This is a genomic window from Pradoshia sp. TA40_28, from assembly GCF_059694525.1.
The window spans coordinates 15,453-32,450 of sequence record NZ_JCATZO010000003.1; the positions used below are offsets into that span (position 1 = coordinate 15,453).

At 37.3% G+C, this 16,998-nt stretch carries 18 protein-coding genes; 5 read left to right on the forward strand and 13 right to left on the reverse strand.

From position 1 onward, the window contains the following. Positions 1 to 19: 19 nt before the first annotated feature. The 7 genes from pstA to AC58NB_RS04225 all read right to left on the reverse strand — a co-directional run bounded on the left by pstA (position 20) and on the right by AC58NB_RS04225 (position 8,212). Entirely contained in the window at positions 20 to 934 is a 915-nt protein-coding gene (pstA, locus tag AC58NB_RS04195; RefSeq protein ID WP_497425574.1) for a phosphate ABC transporter permease PstA, read from the reverse strand. Continuing rightward, on the reverse strand, positions 931 to 1,818 hold the full coding sequence (gene pstC, locus AC58NB_RS04200; protein WP_497425575.1) for a phosphate ABC transporter permease subunit PstC: 888 nt from the start codon (positions 1,816 to 1,818) through the stop codon (positions 931 to 933). Before pstC ends, pstA begins: the two co-directional genes overlap by 4 nt. 77 nt (positions 1,819 to 1,895) lie before the next feature. Beyond that, positions 1,896 to 2,777, reverse strand: a complete 882-nt coding sequence (locus tag AC58NB_RS04205; protein WP_497425576.1) for a phosphate ABC transporter substrate-binding protein PstS family protein — start codon at positions 2,775 to 2,777, stop codon at positions 1,896 to 1,898. Between the two features lie 670 nt (positions 2,778 to 3,447). Further along, complete coding sequence (locus tag AC58NB_RS04210) at positions 3,448 to 5,529, reverse strand: peptidoglycan D,D-transpeptidase FtsI family protein (protein ID WP_497425577.1); 2,082 nt, start codon at positions 5,527 to 5,529, stop codon at positions 3,448 to 3,450. A gap of 94 nt (positions 5,530 to 5,623) precedes the next feature. Then, positions 5,624 to 6,832: an MFS transporter gene (locus tag AC58NB_RS04215; RefSeq protein ID WP_497425578.1), complete on the reverse strand. Its 1,209-nt coding sequence runs from the start codon at positions 6,830 to 6,832 to the stop codon at positions 5,624 to 5,626. Between the two features lie 165 nt (positions 6,833 to 6,997). After that, positions 6,998 to 7,606: a superoxide dismutase gene (locus AC58NB_RS04220; RefSeq protein ID WP_497425579.1), complete on the reverse strand. Its 609-nt coding sequence runs from the start codon at positions 7,604 to 7,606 to the stop codon at positions 6,998 to 7,000. A gap of 123 nt (positions 7,607 to 7,729) precedes the next feature. Further along, complete coding sequence (locus AC58NB_RS04225; protein ID WP_497425580.1) at positions 7,730 to 8,212, reverse strand: DUF456 domain-containing protein; 483 nt, start codon at positions 8,210 to 8,212, stop codon at positions 7,730 to 7,732. A 154-nt stretch (positions 8,213 to 8,366) separates the two neighbouring features. Here AC58NB_RS04225 and AC58NB_RS04230 point away from each other — a divergent pair, with 154 nt between their 5' ends. From AC58NB_RS04230 to ispG, 3 genes are all read left to right on the forward strand, one after another. Then, the gene (locus AC58NB_RS04230; RefSeq protein WP_497425581.1) at positions 8,367 to 9,158 is read left to right on the forward strand and encodes a DUF1189 domain-containing protein; all 792 of its coding nucleotides are present in this window, start codon (positions 8,367 to 8,369) and stop codon (positions 9,156 to 9,158) included. Between the two features lie 255 nt (positions 9,159 to 9,413). Continuing rightward, positions 9,414 to 9,707 (forward strand): protein YqfZ, encoded by a 294-nt coding sequence (gene yqfZ, locus AC58NB_RS04235; RefSeq protein WP_497425582.1) that lies wholly within the window; start codon positions 9,414 to 9,416, stop codon positions 9,705 to 9,707. 116 nt (positions 9,708 to 9,823) lie between these two features. Then, the gene (ispG, locus tag AC58NB_RS04240) at positions 9,824 to 10,945 is read left to right on the forward strand and encodes a flavodoxin-dependent (E)-4-hydroxy-3-methylbut-2-enyl-diphosphate synthase (protein WP_497425583.1); all 1,122 of its coding nucleotides are present in this window, start codon (positions 9,824 to 9,826) and stop codon (positions 10,943 to 10,945) included. 45 nt (positions 10,946 to 10,990) lie between these two features. On the opposite strand, the gene AC58NB_RS04245 is transcribed toward ispG, so the two are convergent. Then, positions 10,991 to 11,359: a hypothetical protein gene (locus AC58NB_RS04245; RefSeq protein WP_497425584.1), complete on the reverse strand. Its 369-nt coding sequence runs from the start codon at positions 11,357 to 11,359 to the stop codon at positions 10,991 to 10,993. A gap of 161 nt (positions 11,360 to 11,520) precedes the next feature. Between AC58NB_RS04245 and AC58NB_RS04250 the strand changes: the two genes are divergently transcribed. Then, positions 11,521 to 12,117, forward strand: coding sequence for a 5' nucleotidase, NT5C type (locus tag AC58NB_RS04250; RefSeq protein WP_497425585.1), 597 nt, complete (start codon positions 11,521 to 11,523; stop codon positions 12,115 to 12,117). 25 nt (positions 12,118 to 12,142) lie between these two features. On the opposite strand, the gene AC58NB_RS04255 is transcribed toward AC58NB_RS04250, so the two are convergent. Genes AC58NB_RS04255 through AC58NB_RS04265 form a run of 3 tightly spaced genes read right to left on the reverse strand, consistent with a single transcriptional unit; the run spans position 12,143 to position 14,193 of the window. Then, positions 12,143 to 12,574 carry a Fur family transcriptional regulator gene (locus tag AC58NB_RS04255; RefSeq protein ID WP_497425586.1) on the reverse strand — a complete coding sequence of 144 codons (432 nt, stop codon included), beginning with the start codon at positions 12,572 to 12,574 and terminating at the stop codon, positions 12,143 to 12,145. A 14-nt stretch (positions 12,575 to 12,588) separates the two neighbouring features. Next, positions 12,589 to 13,422 (reverse strand): metal ABC transporter permease, encoded by an 834-nt coding sequence (locus AC58NB_RS04260; RefSeq protein WP_497425587.1) that lies wholly within the window; start codon positions 13,420 to 13,422, stop codon positions 12,589 to 12,591. Positions 13,423 to 13,437: 15 nt separating this feature from the next. Next, a complete protein-coding gene (locus AC58NB_RS04265; RefSeq protein ID WP_497425588.1) occupies positions 13,438 to 14,193 on the reverse strand; it encodes a metal ABC transporter ATP-binding protein in 756 nt (251 codons plus the stop codon). A 147-nt stretch (positions 14,194 to 14,340) separates the two neighbouring features. On the opposite strand from AC58NB_RS04265, the gene AC58NB_RS04270 reads away from it, so the two are divergent. Then, positions 14,341 to 14,598 (forward strand): DUF2624 family protein, encoded by a 258-nt coding sequence (locus AC58NB_RS04270; RefSeq protein ID WP_497425589.1) that lies wholly within the window; start codon positions 14,341 to 14,343, stop codon positions 14,596 to 14,598. 36 nt (positions 14,599 to 14,634) lie between these two features. Here the strand turns inward: AC58NB_RS04270 and AC58NB_RS04275 are convergent, their stop codons facing one another. Continuing rightward, entirely contained in the window at positions 14,635 to 15,531 is an 897-nt protein-coding gene (locus tag AC58NB_RS04275; protein ID WP_497425590.1) for a deoxyribonuclease IV, read from the reverse strand. A gap of 14 nt (positions 15,532 to 15,545) precedes the next feature. Beyond that, positions 15,546 to 16,844, reverse strand: coding sequence for a DEAD/DEAH box helicase (locus AC58NB_RS04280; RefSeq protein WP_497425591.1), 1,299 nt, complete (start codon positions 16,842 to 16,844; stop codon positions 15,546 to 15,548). Between the last annotated feature and the right edge of the window lie 154 nt (positions 16,845 to 16,998).

The following is a 16,998-nucleotide window of genomic DNA, read 5'->3' on the forward strand; positions in this document are numbered from 1 at the left end:
GGTAAAATGATGATTTCACTTATAACACAGATGCTTTTTGTTTTCTTTTACTTCTTCCGCCTTCAAAATGTCTTTGAATGACATTTGAGAATAGACGTGCAAGGATATTAAAGATTAATACCATAATAATTAATACGGCTGCAGATTTTGTTGCAATTTCTGCTGCATCCGGAACAATTCCTTCAGAATTCAACTTCCAAATATGCACTGCCAATGTTTCCGCAGGTCTGAAAATATTAAAAGGGTTAACCGGGCTTGTCAAATCGGCTGCCGTATTCAATATCGGAGTTGTCAACCCAGCTGTAAAAATCAACGCTGCTGCTTCACCAAAAATACGGCCTGCTGCCAAAATAATACCTGTTATTATTTGAGGCATTGCTGTAGGCAAAGCAATTTTTACTATCGTTTGCCATTTGGTTGCCCCAAGCCCGAGACTCGCCTCTTTAATACCAGCTGATACTTCAGAAATAGCTGCTTCACTGACACGTGTTAAACTTGGCAAATTCAAAATCGTTATGGCAAGTGCTCCTCCAATGATGGTGTAGCCCCAGCCCGTAGCAGTTACAAATACTAATAGGCCAAACAAACCAACTACAATAGATGGAAGTGATGCCATTGTATCAATACATAAGCGGATAAATGATAGTAACTTTCCTGGTTTAGCGTATTCCGCTAAATAGATACCTGCCCCAAGTCCAAGCGGTACCGAAATAATCAAGGTAATGACTAACATGTAGAACGAGTTAAACAATTGATATCCTATTCCACCACCAGCAACCATATTACTGGATTTTCCCGTTAGAAAAGCAGGATCCCAAAAGCCCCAGCCCTCTTTAAGAATTTGAAAAACTAAGAAACTCAATAAAATAACAACAAAAACAGCTACTATATAAAAGATGCTCGTCCATATTTTATTTACCGTTCTAGCGTTCATTTCTGGGCACCTCTATTCCCGATAAATCGAATAATCATGATGAATAAGAATGACATGAATAAAAGAATTAGTGCCAAACTCCATAGCGCATTATTCCAAGCAGTTCCATTCAGCGTGTTCGACATGTCCATCGTTAAGATACCTGTAAGTGTTGCCGTCGGATCAGTTAAACTGCCAGGTAATTTTATCGTATTTCCGATAACCATCTGAACAGCCAACGCTTCACCGAAAGCACGTGCAAGCCCAAGGACAATCCCTGAATAAATTCCATTCTTTGCAGCTGGAATAATAACTCTGCTGATTGCTTGCCATCTAGTGGAGCCAAGTCCATAGGATGCCTCCAAAAGTTGTGCAGGTACATTTTTCAATGCATCAGCTGTAAGTGTTGCAATAGTAGGTAAAATCATAATACTTAGTACAATAATACCCGCTGCCAAGCTGAATCCCACTCCACCAAATGTGTTTCTTAGGAATGGAACTAACAAAGTCACACCAAGCAAACCATATACAACAGATGGGATCCCCACTAGCAATTCAAGGACTGGCTGCAGAACTTTCTTACCAAATTTAGGAGAGATAAAATTCATGAATATTGCCAGTGCTATAGCAATAGGTGCACTAATAAGGATTGCACCCAATGAAACAAGAATGGAGCCGACAATAAAAATTAATGCCCCATATTTCCCTTCACTTGGACTCCAATTTGTTGAAGTTAACATTTCCACTAAGGAGATATTACTAGTTGTAAATGACTGTATGCCTTTTCCAGTTATAAACACTATGATTGCCATTGTTGTTATAACAATTAATAGACCACATAATGTGACTAGAATTCGTCCGATATATTCACTTTTCCAATAGTTAATTGGTTTATGATCCTTCAAAGATTTCCCTCTCCCTTCCAGCAAAATGACAGGAACAGGACTGACTTAATCAGTCCTGTCTTTTCTTTAGGGTTGATTTATTTTTCAAGCATTGTCATTGGAATATAGCCCAATTTTGTAACAACTTCTGCAAATTCATCACTCTTTATGAACTCTAAATATCCTTTTACAGCTCCGTCTGCTTCACCTTTCGTTACCATGTATTCATAAGACCAGAAAGGATAGCTTCCAGCTGCTACATTTTCAGCAGTAGGTTCCGCTCCATTTATTTTGACTGTTTTTAAGGATGTATCTTTTCCTTCAGTCATATAGCTCATAGCAAGATAACTAATAGAACCAGGTGTGGATTGAATAGCTTTTTCTACTGCCCCGTTGGAATCTTGGTTTGTTCCTATAGAATCATTAATGTTAACATCTTGCATAATGGTTTTTTCAAATGCATAACGTGTACCTGAAGATCCTGGTCTGTTGACAACATTAATATCCAAATCCGCTCCGCCAACTTCTTTCCAGTTTTTGATCTTGCCAGTAAAGATTCCTTGAATTTGTTCAATTGTTAATTCTTCAACGTTTGTATCTTCATTCACGACAATTCCATACGCAATACCAGCAACTTTATGGTCTACCAACTCTTTTGCCAATGCTTCATCTTCAATCTTATCTGCTGAAGGAAGATCAGAGTTACCAATATTCACTGCACCACTTGCTACTTGATTAATACCTGTTCCGCTTCCCCCGCCTTGAACAGTTACCGAAACATTCGGGTTGTTAGCCATAAATTCATTTGCTGCTTCATCAGCCAAAGGCTGTAAAGCTGTAGAACCGGCTGCATTTATTGTTCCTGAGTACCCTTCTTGAGAGGAACCACCTTTTTCATTTTCATTATCGTTTCCGCAAGCCACCAGCAATCCTATCATTAATAATAAAGTGATTATAAATGTTGGTTTTCTTTTAAACATTTTAATCCTCCTGTTTACTCTTTTTTTAAATTTAAGTACTTTATCCTACACATTCAATAGTAATAGCCGAATTTAAATACGGTATTAAGGAATTGTAAATTCTGTGTAAAGATACGATTATTTATTGTAAATGATTGTTTCCATAATCCAGTCCTAACAATCACGTAACGTTCGATAACCTCCTCTAATCCCTCATTCATTTTATTGGGTAAGTTAAATACATCCTTTTATGAACTACCTAACTGATCGTGATAACAGCTTACTTATATATTGGTTATACGATTTTTTATACTGATTCACTTGTAGATATACTCTCCTTATAAAGAGATTTCATTCTTTAATTTAGGTTAAAGATTGAGGGGAAGATATCTTTTTTGGGAGTAAATAATATTTATAAATTCAATTACGTCGGGGAAGAAAATACAAGTCATATCATGATTTGTCGATATCCTTGAGCGCTAAGCGTATTCTTTTGTTATTAATTAAACCGTAAACCACTAAAAAATACTTATAGAGGGGAGTATTTGAAGTTTTTTAATCAAATAGATAAAAAAATGACTAAACGGCCTTTGCAGGAGTGCATCGGTAGTTTAGTCATTTTCTTTATTCCAAATATCTGCTTAATAGATTAGTTCACACGGGTGAAACTTCTCTATTAATCTACTATTTATTATTGTTTAGCACGTTCTTCTTTTAAATCAAAGTATTTTTCGTAAACTTCTTTCGCGATCTCAAGGTTCATCTTATGACCTGAAGAATTTTGATAAGCCCATGGTACTACAACGCTCATGGCAATTTCCGGATTTTCAGCTGGAGCGTATGTAACAAAGGTTATATTATAGGTTTCTGGCTGTGTAGTGCCCGCTTCCCATTTAGGACCATCGTAGAAGGCTTCTGCTGTACCCGTCTTACCGGCCGGCTTATAGTCAGCATTTCCAAAATAAGAATAAGCTGTTCCCCCAGTAGATTGGGTTACTTGCCTGAACCCTTCTTGTACACGTTCAATCCACTCAGGTTTCATAGGAAGAGTATTCAGCACTTCCGTTTTGACCTCTTTAATAACCGGTCCAAGTGTCTCACCTTTTTCATCATCCACTGGTTCACGTACTTGTTTTAAAACATGTGGTTTAATACGGTTCCCGCCATTGGCAATAGTTGAGACGTATTGAGCCAGCTGTAATGGTGTATACGTATCGTATTGGCCGATGGAAAAGTCCATTAATAGACCAGGGCCCTGCGATGATCCTTTATAGCCAATTTGTTCACCCGGTAAGTCTATTCCTGTTTTCACTCCTAAACCAAATTGGTTGTAATAATTCCTCATTGTAGCAAATGCTGAATTATCAACTCTTAAGGATGCTCCCGGAACATAATTACCGTTACCTAGCGCAATCGCAGTTTTAAACATGTATACATTGGAGGAAACTTTAAGTGCTTCAATATCGCTAATATTACCAAAGTTCTTCCATGATTTTTTGTCAGGTGTTCCTTTAATTTTCATTGGACCATCATAAAGGACTTGTCCAGGTTTTATAGCACCCGTTTGATAACCTGTTAAAATGGTGGCTCCCTTAACAGAAGAACCCATGGCATAGGAGGAAGTAAATGTTCCCAAAGCCATATCATTCATTTGCATCTTCCCGTTATCATCTGCAGCATATTGCTTACCAGCCAAGGTTAGAATTTCCCCGGTATTTGGATTTGTTACAACAACAAACGCACGATCCAGGTATTTTGTATTCCCGCTTGCTTTCTTTTCTTTCAGTTGCTTTTCAATAATCTCTTCAGTAGCTATCTGAAGGTCCATATCAACCGTTAATACAAGATCTTTACCTCTTTGCCCTTCGGATATAACTTCCGTACTGACAATATCACCGGATGAATTCGTTACATTCCTAATTTTTTCCTGCTGTCCGCGTAATAAATCTTCGTACTGCTGTTCTAAGTATGATGTACCAACTCTATCATTTCGACTATAGCCTCTCGCTAAATAATAGCTTGTTTTATCAGATGGCAATCCTTCACTCGAACTTGATACTTTACCTAAGACAGATTTAAGAGTATTCCCATACTCATATTTACGCTCCCAATCCGTTGTTGTATCAACACCTGGAAGAGATTCAATCTGTTCATTTACTCTTGCTACTTCTTCATACGTTGTTTCATTATTCTTAACAATTTGCGGAGTTAAATAATAGCCGGAAATAAATTTACTATAGATTGCCAGCACTTCTAATTCACTTTCACTGTAATCGATTTCCTTCTCAGTAATGCGATCGAGCTGCAATTTATAAATATCATCATCAGTGAGCTTTCCATCACTTAGTTGTTGATATTCTTCTTCCGTAATTTTCTTCTTAGCCGCTTCAGGATTATTTAGAATCCAGAAATCTTTCATATCTCGTTCACGAACTTTATCTGTACTAACCTCAATTAGCTTGGACAGTTTTTCAGCTGTTTCTAGCATTTCTTCACTTGACGTTTTTTGTGTTCGTGTGTACGTTATGGCATATAAAGGTTGATTATCTACAATGGTTTTTCCATAACGGTCATAAATTTTTCCCCTCGGCACAGAATTGCTTACTGTTACATCTTCTGTCCGCTCTATTTCACGTTTATAGTCATCTCCATAAACAATCTGAACGATTCCTAAACGGAGTATTAATGCAGAAAACATCACAAACACTGCAAAAAATAGTAAATTCAGGCGAACAGGTACATGTTTTTTCTTTTTCTTTTTTCTGACTTTCAATGTCCCCATCCCTTCTAACAACGCATTTCTTATCATTTTATTATCAATTTTTAAAGATTAACAGAAGTAAAAGATTCCAGCAATAAAAAATAACTTACATCTTAATATCCTTCATAAAATAATAAACAAAGATATGTCCGGACCCCAATAACAACAATAATATTTTAATCCCCGTACTTTCAGGCAAGGTTTTTATAAATAAAATAAAAACGAGAATCGAGACGGCTCTTCCCAAATTTAAAAATAACTCACGGACTACGATATATTCAATCCGGTGTTCTCTCGCTTTCCATGACCGCCCTATTACATCATACGTGACAGACATGTACGGGACAAGCAATAAGGGATAGGCAACAGCGAGAATAGAACCATATGTAAGTAATTTAGGGAATGACACCTGGTAAATCAGAAAAAAGATAGCACCGTACAGAAATAAGGCTCCAGCCAGCATGGACCATTTACGGTAGGGAACCTTTAAATACCTGCTGACTAAAAAATAGGCCACAAACGATATGGCTGAATTAATGAGACCGAATGTGCCTAGAGCCATTTCACTGCCCGTTTCGACAAATACAAAGACAGATACAATAAATAGAAACGTCCCTTCTCTGAGCCCTTGCGAAAAATTGGCGTACGTGATTCTACCCCAGTCCTTGTTATGTTTTCGTTCTTCTAAAATACGTATCAGCCTAAACTTTCCATCCGCTGGTCTGCCTTTTAATAAGAAACTGATAAGGACGGCCACGATAAACAAACATAACGAAAATCCAAAAATGAGCAGATAACCATTATTATCAGTGAAAACGGTAATGACATACCCGGCAAAAAAAGGACCGATCATTCCTCCAATTGATCCAGTTATCCCTTGGAGTCCATTAAATGTATCTCGCGTCTCAGGTTCAGTAATTTCAAACGTCAGTAAGTTATAGGCAAGCCAATAAAAGCCATATCCTACTCCAAGTAATCCACCAATAATAATTAAATAAAGTGGAACCGTGGAACTTAAGGTAAGGACCGCTAAATAAAATGCAGCTAAAAATAAAATCCCTAACCTAAGGACAATAATACGATCAATTCGTTTAGCTAATTTTCCGGCCAGTATAAAGGTAAATCCCTGAAGGAAAACAACTGATAAATTATAAATTCCCAGGTTGATTAGAGCCTCTGATTGTTTCCATAAATAAATATTTACGAATGTGTTTGAAAGTGCTGTACTTAACGAATAAAGGGCTCCAATTAACAAAAGTATGTAAAGTTCCTTATTGGCTTTTATTTTATTGACAAATTGATTATCGATTTTCATAAAAAACTCCCCTTCAGTTAACGGTTAGTTTTCCAGTAGATAATCGTGTTATGTAGGTTAAAGTTATTTGGTAATTCTTAACAATCCTGTTTGTTATTTTTAGAACACAAAAGGGATACAGAAAACGAAGCGAGTCCGTTTTCTGTATCCCTTTGAGTTAAGCATTTATTTTGCTGCTTTATAGCGTTTAGAAACTTCATCCCAATTTACTACATTCCAGAAAGAATTAATGTATTCAGGACGACGGTTTTGGTAGTTTAGGTAGTATGCATGCTCCCAAACATCTAAGCCAAGAATAGGAGTTTTTCCATCCATTAATGGGGAATCCTGATTAGCAGTACTGTAAAGATCTAATTCACCATCTTTAACTGTTAACCAAGCCCAACCGGAACCAAAACGAGTAGTTGCAGTTTTAGCAAACTCTTCTTTAAAGTTTTCAAAAGTTCCAAATTTAGCTGCAAGAGCTTCAGCTAATTCTCCAGTAGGTTCTCCACCGCCGTTAGGAGATAGAATTTCCCAGAATAATGTATGGTTAGCGTGTCCACCACCATTATTTCTAACAGCCGTACGAATGCTCTCGGGTACAGAGTCAATGTCAGCTAGAAGATCTTCTAAACTTTTAGCTGCCAATGCTTCCTGTCCTTCTAAAGCATTGTTTAAGTTAGTTACATACGTGTTATGATGCTTTGTGTGGTGAATATTCATTGTTTCTTTGTCGATATGAGGCTCCAGTGCATCATATTCATACGATAATTGTGGTAAAGAATAAGTCATAATTCTCTTCCTCCTAATAATTGAATGTAAGCACTTTCGAGCAATTATGTAAATTAATATGTTACGAAAGTCTATACCTTTAGATTAGCAATTGAATCCGTTTATTTCAACCTTTATGCCTTATCATAATACACGGATAAAGAAATACACAATCATGATAATCTGAATAATAAATTTTGTAATCACACTGCCGACAAATCCAAGAACGGAACCTGTACCGATTTTAAGAGCATTCTTTAACGATTGTTTGTGCACCAACAATTCAGCTAAAACGGCACCTAAAAACGGACCTATTACAATGCCGAGAAAAGGAATCACAAACGGACCAACCAGTAATCCTATTGTACTACCCCATACCCCTGCTTTTGAACCTCCGAATTTTTTTACTCCATATAAATTAGACAAATAATCGGCTCCAAACAAGAGTAAAACGAACATTCCCTGTACGATCCAGAAAAACCAAGAAAATGGTTCAAATGAGAAGAATACACCATATAAAAGCATTCCTCCGACTATAAATAGGACACTCGGAATTACAGGATAAACCAATCCGATAAAACCAATAATAAACACCAGCCAAACTACTAACCAATACAACCATTCCATCTACATCACTCCTCTTTTGCATAATTAAATACCCAATCCATAAAATCTAACACATTTTTTCGAGTTCATTCGTCAGTAAAGCAGATCCTTCTTGTCATCTCGACATAACCCGGATAGAATAAAGAATGAAACTCAAAAAAAGGTGTTGTAGCCCATGAATATATTCTCACAATTTATTAAAAGCCTATACTCGCCGAAGCATATTGCTTCCTTCCGCTTTCAGGGTATTGGCAAAACGATCCTCTATGCTTTTTTACTATCTTTGTTAACTATTTTACCATCTGCTACTTATCTTACGAATTATATCCTTGAGGGGACAGATCGTATGGCAGAAGCATTAATCACAGATTTCCCTGATTTCGAAATTAAAGATGGCAGACTATACTCAGACGAGAAACTGCCTGTCATTATTGAAAAGGACACAGTCACATTTCATTTTGACAGTACTGGCAGCCTAAAGGCAAATGATATTACTAATATGACTGATATCGATATCGGAATTCTCCAGGATGAACTAGTCCTCTCTGCAAATGGCCAAACACAAACTCTTCCTTATTCAATGATATCAGGACTCGAATTGAATAATGAGAAGACAAGCGATTTTATTAAATCTTCAAAAGCATCCCTTTACATACTAATCGGCCTTTGCATTATCATGATGTATCTGTTTACAACGGCTATCTTCTTCTTGGAGATTACACTTCTGGCCTATATCGCCGGACTATTTATCACTTCTATGGATAGGAAAGCTACCTTTGGACAACAGTGGAGATTGGCCACCTACAGTTTTACTTTAGCGGTTACGTTCTTTACCTTTATGAATTTTATTCAGGTACCGGTGATTGGAGACGTCTATGTTAAATGGTTTATCACATTAATGATGATCTACCTTTCTGTAAAAGAAATGCCAATTCCAAAAAGTAAGCAAAAAACAATACAATCTTAAACTAAGAAACCCTTCCGAATTCCTGCGGAAGGGTTTCTTTATGTCCAGAAATAGAATGATATGGATGAAGCTGATAGGTTTAAGTTATTAACAGAATACTGAACCCCTACGGAAATTCTACACTTACTTATAAATGTATTTACTGGCTATGCTACCAAAAGTAAAAAGGACTAAAAGGAATTTTCAAAAAAATTAATTCTATTATCTCTACTAACTTCATATAATCTAGTAAACGATGGAAGGAGAGCGATAAAGATGAAGAAAATACTCCTTTTTGTTGGCTTTTGTTTAGTAGCCTACTCCATTTATTTTGATATAAACATCGGTACACTCCCTGCCTATTCCTCCGAGAATATGGATAAAACAGACGAAAACTACTATAATATAAAAGTAGAGCCTGGAGATACTGTTCTTTCTCTAGTAGAAAAAAAAGAAGGGACACTTCCAGTACCGATTGATCAAATTATCGAAGACTTTACGGTATTAAATGATGGCATAAATCCTGAAGAAATAAAGATTGGACAAACTTATCGTTTCAAAAATTACTAAAAAGCCAATTCATAATCCACTTTATTGTTATTTTAGCCTAAACGCTGATACAATAATTTAGAAGTTAATATATATATTGGTATTGAGGCAAACAGCCTAAAAGGAGAGAATGACCAGTGAATGAACTAATACATCGTACAAAAACCCGCCCTGTAAAAGTGGGTCCACTAACAATCGGTGGCAACGATGAAGTTATTATACAAAGTATGACGACAACGAAGACACATGATGTAGAAGCGACTGTCGCGGAAATTAATCGCTTGGAAGAAGCGGGATGTCAAATTGTACGCGTGGCTTGTCCTGATGAACGCGCTGCCCATGCAATTGCAGATATCAAGAAGCGTATTAATATACCTTTGGTAGTAGATATTCATTTTGACTATCGTCTGGCCTTAATCGCGATTGAAGGCGGAGCAGATAAAATCCGTATCAATCCCGGCAATATCGGAAGACGTGAAAAAGTGGAAGCTGTTGTGAAAGCAGCCAAAGCAAAAGGAATTCCTATCCGCATTGGCGTCAATGCCGGGTCATTGGAACGTAAAATCCTTGAAAAATACGGGTATCCAACAGCTGATGGTATGGTTGAGAGTGCTTTGCACCATATAAAAATACTTGAGGACTTAGACTTCCACGATATTATTGTATCTATGAAAGCATCTGATGTTCGCTTGGCAATTGAAGCCTATGAAAAAGCAGCACAGGCCTTTGATTATCCATTGCATCTTGGAATTACTGAATCAGGAACTTTATTCTCCGGAACGATTAAGAGTGCAGCAGGTATTGGTGCATTATTAAGTAAGGGAATTGGGAATACACTGCGTATTTCTTTAAGTGCTGATCCGGTTGAAGAAGTAAAAGTAGCCAGAGAACTCCTAAAGGTTTATGGTTTATCAGCTAATTCAGCTACGTTAATATCTTGCCCTACATGTGGACGTATTGAGATTGATCTAATCTCCATTGCCAATGAAGTGGATGAATATATTCAAAAAATTAAAGCCCCAATTAAAGTGGCCGTATTAGGTTGCGCTGTTAACGGGCCTGGTGAAGCCAGAGAAGCCGATATCGGTATCGCTGGAGCACGTGGAGAAGGCTTATTGTTCCGTAAAGGAAAAATTGTCCGCAAAGTACCAGAAGCAATTATGGTTGAGGAACTAAAAAAAGAAATCGATGTCCTTGCCGAGGAGTATTACGAAAAACAAAGACTTGAAAAAGAAAAAGCAAGCTTAATACAAGAATAATGAAAGGAGCTGGTAATACCAGCTCCTTTTATCATGCTCCACTGTTTAGAAAAAGGGATATACCAATAAGCCCGCTATAACTGAAAAGCCACCAATCACAATGGCAGTAATCCCCATAAAGCGTGAATCCGCTTTTGTCGCAAAGATTCCCACAACAATCCCAACTGTCCCAAAAATGACAGGCAGAATAAAGAGAGAGGCAATGGACAAGGCTAACGCCAATATACCAAAGCTGTTTACAGTCTTAGTGGCTCCGTTGCCATCTTTTTTGTGACTATGGCGGTATTCGGCAGGATGGATGAATTCAGCTGAAGTTTCCTCGTTACAGTTGAGTTTCTGATAAGCTGATTCATTAAGGCCATTCATACTATTTCTATTGTGCTGTGAACTTGTATGTCTTTTTGAGGTTGACAATTCAAATCCCCGCCTTCCTATAATGGAGCTTTTATAGTTTACTCCAATAGACGTGAACTCATAAGTAAGGATTGTTTCATGAATCTACAAATTTTAGAAAAGCAATTTGTCGCTTTTTGATGTAAACTACAGACAACTATATTTTCTGGAGGAAATGCTTAATGTCTAAACCCATACGCTTTGGAATCGATATTGATGGAACTGTCACATGTCCGGATTCCATGCTTCCTTATATTAATAAATCCTTTCAACTAGAACTTACTTTAGAGGATATTACCCAATATGAACTATACCCATTTGTAAATGTACCCGTGAATGAATTCGATCAATGGTTTCAAAAACATGAGCCCATCATCTATTTAGAATCTCCTATTGCAAAGCATGCAAAACAGGTTTTACAGGAGTGGAAAGATGTATTTGAATTGTATTTTATCAGTGCGAGAAACGAAACCTTATTACCCGTCACTAAACAATGGTTCAGCAAAAATGATCTGCTTTACCACCATATTGAACTAATTGGTACACATAATAAAATTGCAACCGTAAAAAAACATAAGATTGATCTATTCTTCGAGGACAAACATGATAACGCTGTGGCCATTGCAGAAGAATGTGGAATTCCAGTCATCTTATTTGATACCCCCTATAATCGGATGGACATTCCGAAGAGTGTCATCCGTGTAGACAATTGGATGGATGCCTATCAGTGGGTAAATGAGTGGACAAAGGGATTGGATAACGAAAAAGAGCCATTCTAGAATTTAAAGAATGGCTCCTCAATTTTTAGGATGGATGTACATTTTCTTCTAAACAATCCGGACATTTTCCGTATATTTCAAATTTATGACCTGAAATATCATATCCTTTAAAGTCCTCTGTGATTCTTTCCATAGGACATGCATTTACATTACGGGTTTTCCCACATTCCATACAGATGAAATGATGATGATGATGATTCCCAACACAAGCAAACCGGAATCTTTTTTCTCCTGAAAGTTCAGTTGTTTCCAGAATCCCTAAATTTGCATACAATGATAAATTCCGATAAATTGTATCATAGCTCATACCCGGGTATGAGCTTTTTAATTGTTCAAGGACTTCTTTGGCTGTTAAGTAACGATTGCTCTTCGAAAAGAGTTCTAGCATATCTTCACGCTTCTCAGTGTATTTGTAGCCTTTATCTTTCAAAAGTTGCATTGCTTCTTTAACATCCATCTTATGATACCTCCTTACGCTGTCATTCTCCATTTCTTCATTAAAATCGTGATTAAAAGAATGATGATTGCCAATACAACGATTGTACCACCGGGAGCCAGATTTAGGTAATAGGATGTAAATAATCCTCCTATCACTGCCAATTCTCCAAAAAGGATGGAAATAAAAATGGTTTGTTTAAAACCCTTTGCTACTTTTAAAGCAGCTGCAACCGGTAAGGTCATTAAGGAAGAGACAAGCAGAACACCCACAATTCTCATGGATATGGCAATAACTAAAGCAACGAGAACGATAAAAATAAAGTGAATGGCTTTAGCTGGGATTCCGGAAGTTTTGGCATGCTCTTCATCAAAGGATAAAAGGAATAATTCCTTATATAAAAATATAACGAGTGCGATAACAGCAATACTGATCGCTAGAACAATCCATAAATCTGTTCGGCTTACTGCACTGACACTGCCGAATAAATAGCCGAATAAATCTGTTGTGAATCCATTTGCAAGCGAAATAAAAATCGCTCCCAACCCTACTCCTCCGGAAAGAATGATGGGAATAGCTAGTTCCTGATAATGCTTGTACACAGAACGAAGTCGTTCTATAAAAAGGGATCCCGTTACCGAGAAAGCCATTCCCATATATAAGGGGTTCATCGTACCAAGAGCAGGTACTTCCTTACTTAGTAGCAAACTGAACGCAATTCCAGTCAGGGTAACGTGGCTAAGAGCATCGGCGATCAAAGAAAGTTTTCGAACTACAATAAATACACCCAGCAACGGAGCGATAATCCCGATGACAATCCCCGCAAGGAAGGCGTTTTGCAGAAATTCATATTGAAACATTGATAACATACTACTTCCTCCAAATTAATGGTCATGTGTTATGGTATAAACATCATGGCCATAAAAAGCTGACATATCCTTATCATCCAAATGTTCATATTCACATGTATTCCCATGAAAATGTAATTGTTTATTTAGACAAGCAATATGAGTGACCTTTTCCGTAATCGTACCTGTATCATGAGTGACCAGAATAAGTGTCAATCCAAGGTTACGGTTTAAATCGTATAGTAGGTCATAAAAATTAGTAACATTCTTTACATCTACACCAACTGTAGGCTCATCCAAGATCAGCAAGGCAGGATCGCTGACCAGTGCTCTTGCAATAAATATCCGTTGTTGCTGACCACCCGATAATTCTCCAATTGGTCTCTTGATGAAATCCTGCATTCCCACTTCTTTAAGCGCTTTTACTACTTTTTGACGATGGGTCTTGTTATAGAAACGAAAAAGTCCTATTTTTTTCGTCAACCCGCTTGCTACCACTTCTTCCACTGTAGCCGGAAAACCACTGTTAAAGGAGTTGGCTTTTTGTGATACATAGCCAATTTTCTCCCAATTTTTGAATTTGTTTATTTTCTCACCGAACAAGAAAATTTCACCTTGCTGTACTTTATTTAACCCAAGCATCAGTTTCAGCAATGTTGACTTGCCCGACCCATTGGGCCCGACAATAGCGAGGAAATCTCCATCCTTTACGGATAGATTAATATCCTCAAGGACGTTTTCTCTCTCATATTTATAACTGACATGTTCTATTTTAATTAAGTCATTATTCATAATCGGCCACCTGTTAATAAGAATGATTACGATTTATCTCCAGTAGTATACAGGACAATTACAGTAAAGTAAACCCATTTACTTAATATTGTATAATTTAGTTCACTTTTTTCTTGTCTATTCATATGGTAAAGATGGGGTGGTAATTTGAAGCTATTTGAGAGCATTGTCAACTTAAAGATCAATCGTATCACTGCCAGTGAATTGCTAGATTTTGCAGGGCAGCAGGGTCTAACTTTATCAAAAACGGAAGCCGAGGATATAACTAAACTAATCCGTGGAAAATCCATTAATATTTTTGATCAGACTGAACGAAAACAGCTCCTAACAAAAATAGAAAAAATTACAGGCGCTAAGAAAGCTAAACAAATCGAGAAAATATTTCATAACATGACTGGAAATTAAAAAGGAAGCAGTACAGATTACTGCTTCCCCCTTTTTTTATACCGTTTGCCCCAGTATGGAAGCTTGAAAATCTACCCAAGCTCCATCTCTTAGCATTTCAATTTCATATTTATACGGTGCTTTTTTGTTTGTTTTATCCGTTCCGACAAATGGAGTCTCCAATATTTTGGGAACAGAGCTTAATTGCGGATGATGTACAATGTAATGAAGAGGTTGAAAACCAATCTTTCCATAACCGATATTTTCATGTCGATCTTTTCTCATTCCACATTCGTTTTTACTATCATTAATATGCAGAACTTTAATACGATCTACTCCCACAGTTTTATCAAAATGGTTTAAAACGCCATCAAAATCATTCACAATATCATAACCCGCATCATGTGTATGACAAGTATCAAAGCAAACACTCAGCTTATCGTTGTGTGTAACGCCATCGATAATCATCGCCAATTCTTCAAAACTTCTTCCACACTCTGAGCCCTTACCAGCCATTGTTTCTAATGCGATTTGGACTTTTTGATCCGGGGTAATCACTTCGTTTAGTCCCTCGATGATCTTTTTAATACCTACTTCTGAACCTTCTCCAACATGAGCACCTGGATGCAATACTATTTGGTAGGCTCCCAGAGCTTCTGTCCGTTCGATTTCCGAACGAAGGAAATCAACACCCAATTGGAAAGTAGCGGGATTTACTGCATTACCGATATTGATAATATAAGGAGCATGGACCACGATATCACTCATCCCATTTTCCTCCATATGCAATAAACCTGCTGCAATATTTAAATCCTCGATTTTCTTTCTTCTTGTGTTTTGAGGAGCGCCTGTATAAATCATAAAAGTATTGGCACCATAAGAAGCTGCTTCTTCACTTGCGCCTAAAAGCATTTTCTTTCCGCTCATGGAAACATGTGATCCAATTTTTAGCATCCATCTGACCCCTTTTATCTTTTCTTTAAGCGTCTTTCTCTCTTTTTAATTTTTTCTACTTCAGCTTTCACTTTCTTTTTATAGCCAGGCTTTACTTTACGCAAATGCTTAGAGAATTTGCCATATTGCTTTACTTCGCCGGCTGCTTTAGCTGAACTAGTTTTGCGTTTTTTACGCTTATTACGATCGTCAATTTCAACCCATTCGCCTTTTACAACATCACGGTTACTGAATTTCACACCCATGGATTCGAGTTTATTCAGAGCTTGGTCATCCTTCTCTTCATAAAGGGTAACCGCCACTCCGGACATCCCTGCACGTGCTGTACGACCGCAGCGATGAATATAGAAATCCAAATCCTGAGGAAGTTCATAGTTAATCACATGGCTTACACCTTCAATATCAATTCCTCTTGCTGCTAAGTCTGTCGCTACAACATATTGATATTTAAGCGCATTGATCTCTTTCATAACCCTTTTTCGTTCTCTCGCCGGCAGGTTACCATGTAGTCGGCCAACCTGCATTCCTTTTTCTAGCAGAGCATCTGCCAGCTCATCTGCATTTTGTTTTGTGTTTGCAAAAATTAGCACTAGGAAAGGATTTTGAAGTTCAAGAATTGCCTTAACCAATTGAACCTTTTCACGGTGTCTGACAGGAACAAGAATATGTTCGAGTTTTTCAACAGATACTTTTGTCGGATCCACATGGATATGTTTTGGATTGTTCATATACTTTTTCAAGAATGGTTGGAGTTTTTCTGGAATCGTAGCAGAAAATACAAGCATTTGCAGCTTAGGCGCCATTCTTGCAGCGATTTTATCCACATCTTCCATAAATCCTAAATCGATCATTAAATCAGCTTCATCAACTACTAAAATATCGGCAGAAAAAACGCTCAACGCATTTTCTTCCGATAAATCTTTAATACGACCAGGTGTACCGATCACAAGTTGTGGTTGAACGGTGAGCTTCTCAATTGAACGTTGTTTATCTGTTCCACCTACATAGCTTTTTATATGAATTTGTTTATCTTCAGGAAATTTCTCATTCAAAGAAACAGCAGCTTTATAAATTTGGGCCGCTAATTCTCTCGTCGGTGCCGTAATTACAGCCTGTACTTCCATCTTTTCCTGATTGATTTTAGCCATGATCGGCAATAGAAAAGAATGGGTTTTTCCAGTGCCAGTTTGTGACTGCCCTATAATACTCTTACCGCTAAATACAGCTGGAATGACTCTTTCCTGTATGATTGTCGGCTCCTTAAATCCTACCTTCTCAACAGCTTCCAATACATATTCGGGTAACTTAAACATTTTAAATGAACTCATTTTTTACCAACTTTCTGACATGCTTACACGCTTTTTAGCAACTATCCTTCTCATATTACCTTATGTGAAGGACTAATAACAAGTTTTTGTGGATTAAAAGCCTATTCTTTCATATATTCGCACTTTACCGTCCCTGCCT

What these genes read in the sequence shown, in the direction of transcription:
- pstA (WP_497425574.1), bottom strand. Translation starts at nt 934, where the DNA reads ATGAACGCTAGAACGGTAAATAAAATATGGACGAGCATCTTTTATATA.
- AC58NB_RS04205 (WP_497425576.1), bottom strand. Translation starts at nt 2,777, where the DNA reads ATGTTTAAAAGAAAACCAACATTTATAATCACTTTATTATTAATGATA.
- AC58NB_RS04215 (WP_497425578.1), bottom strand. Translation starts at nt 6,832, where the DNA reads ATGAAAATCGATAATCAATTTGTCAATAAAATAAAAGCCAATAAGGAA.
- AC58NB_RS04220 (WP_497425579.1), bottom strand. Translation starts at nt 7,606, where the DNA reads ATGACTTATTCTTTACCACAATTATCGTATGAATATGATGCACTGGAG.
- AC58NB_RS04225 (WP_497425580.1), bottom strand. Translation starts at nt 8,212, where the DNA reads ATGGAATGGTTGTATTGGTTAGTAGTTTGGCTGGTGTTTATTATTGGT.
- AC58NB_RS04230 (WP_497425581.1), top strand. Translation starts at nt 8,367, where the DNA reads ATGAATATATTCTCACAATTTATTAAAAGCCTATACTCGCCGAAGCAT.
- yqfZ (WP_497425582.1), top strand. Translation starts at nt 9,414, where the DNA reads ATGAAGAAAATACTCCTTTTTGTTGGCTTTTGTTTAGTAGCCTACTCC.
- AC58NB_RS04250 (WP_497425585.1), top strand. Translation starts at nt 11,521, where the DNA reads ATGTCTAAACCCATACGCTTTGGAATCGATATTGATGGAACTGTCACA.
- AC58NB_RS04255 (WP_497425586.1), bottom strand. Translation starts at nt 12,574, where the DNA reads ATGGATGTTAAAGAAGCAATGCAACTTTTGAAAGATAAAGGCTACAAA.
- AC58NB_RS04260 (WP_497425587.1), bottom strand. Translation starts at nt 13,422, where the DNA reads ATGTTATCAATGTTTCAATATGAATTTCTGCAAAACGCCTTCCTTGCG.
- AC58NB_RS04265 (WP_497425588.1), bottom strand. Translation starts at nt 14,193, where the DNA reads ATGAATAATGACTTAATTAAAATAGAACATGTCAGTTATAAATATGAG.
- AC58NB_RS04275 (WP_497425590.1), bottom strand. Translation starts at nt 15,531, where the DNA reads ATGCTAAAAATTGGATCACATGTTTCCATGAGCGGAAAGAAAATGCTT.
- AC58NB_RS04280 (WP_497425591.1), bottom strand. Translation starts at nt 16,844, where the DNA reads ATGTTTAAGTTACCCGAATATGTATTGGAAGCTGTTGAGAAGGTAGGA.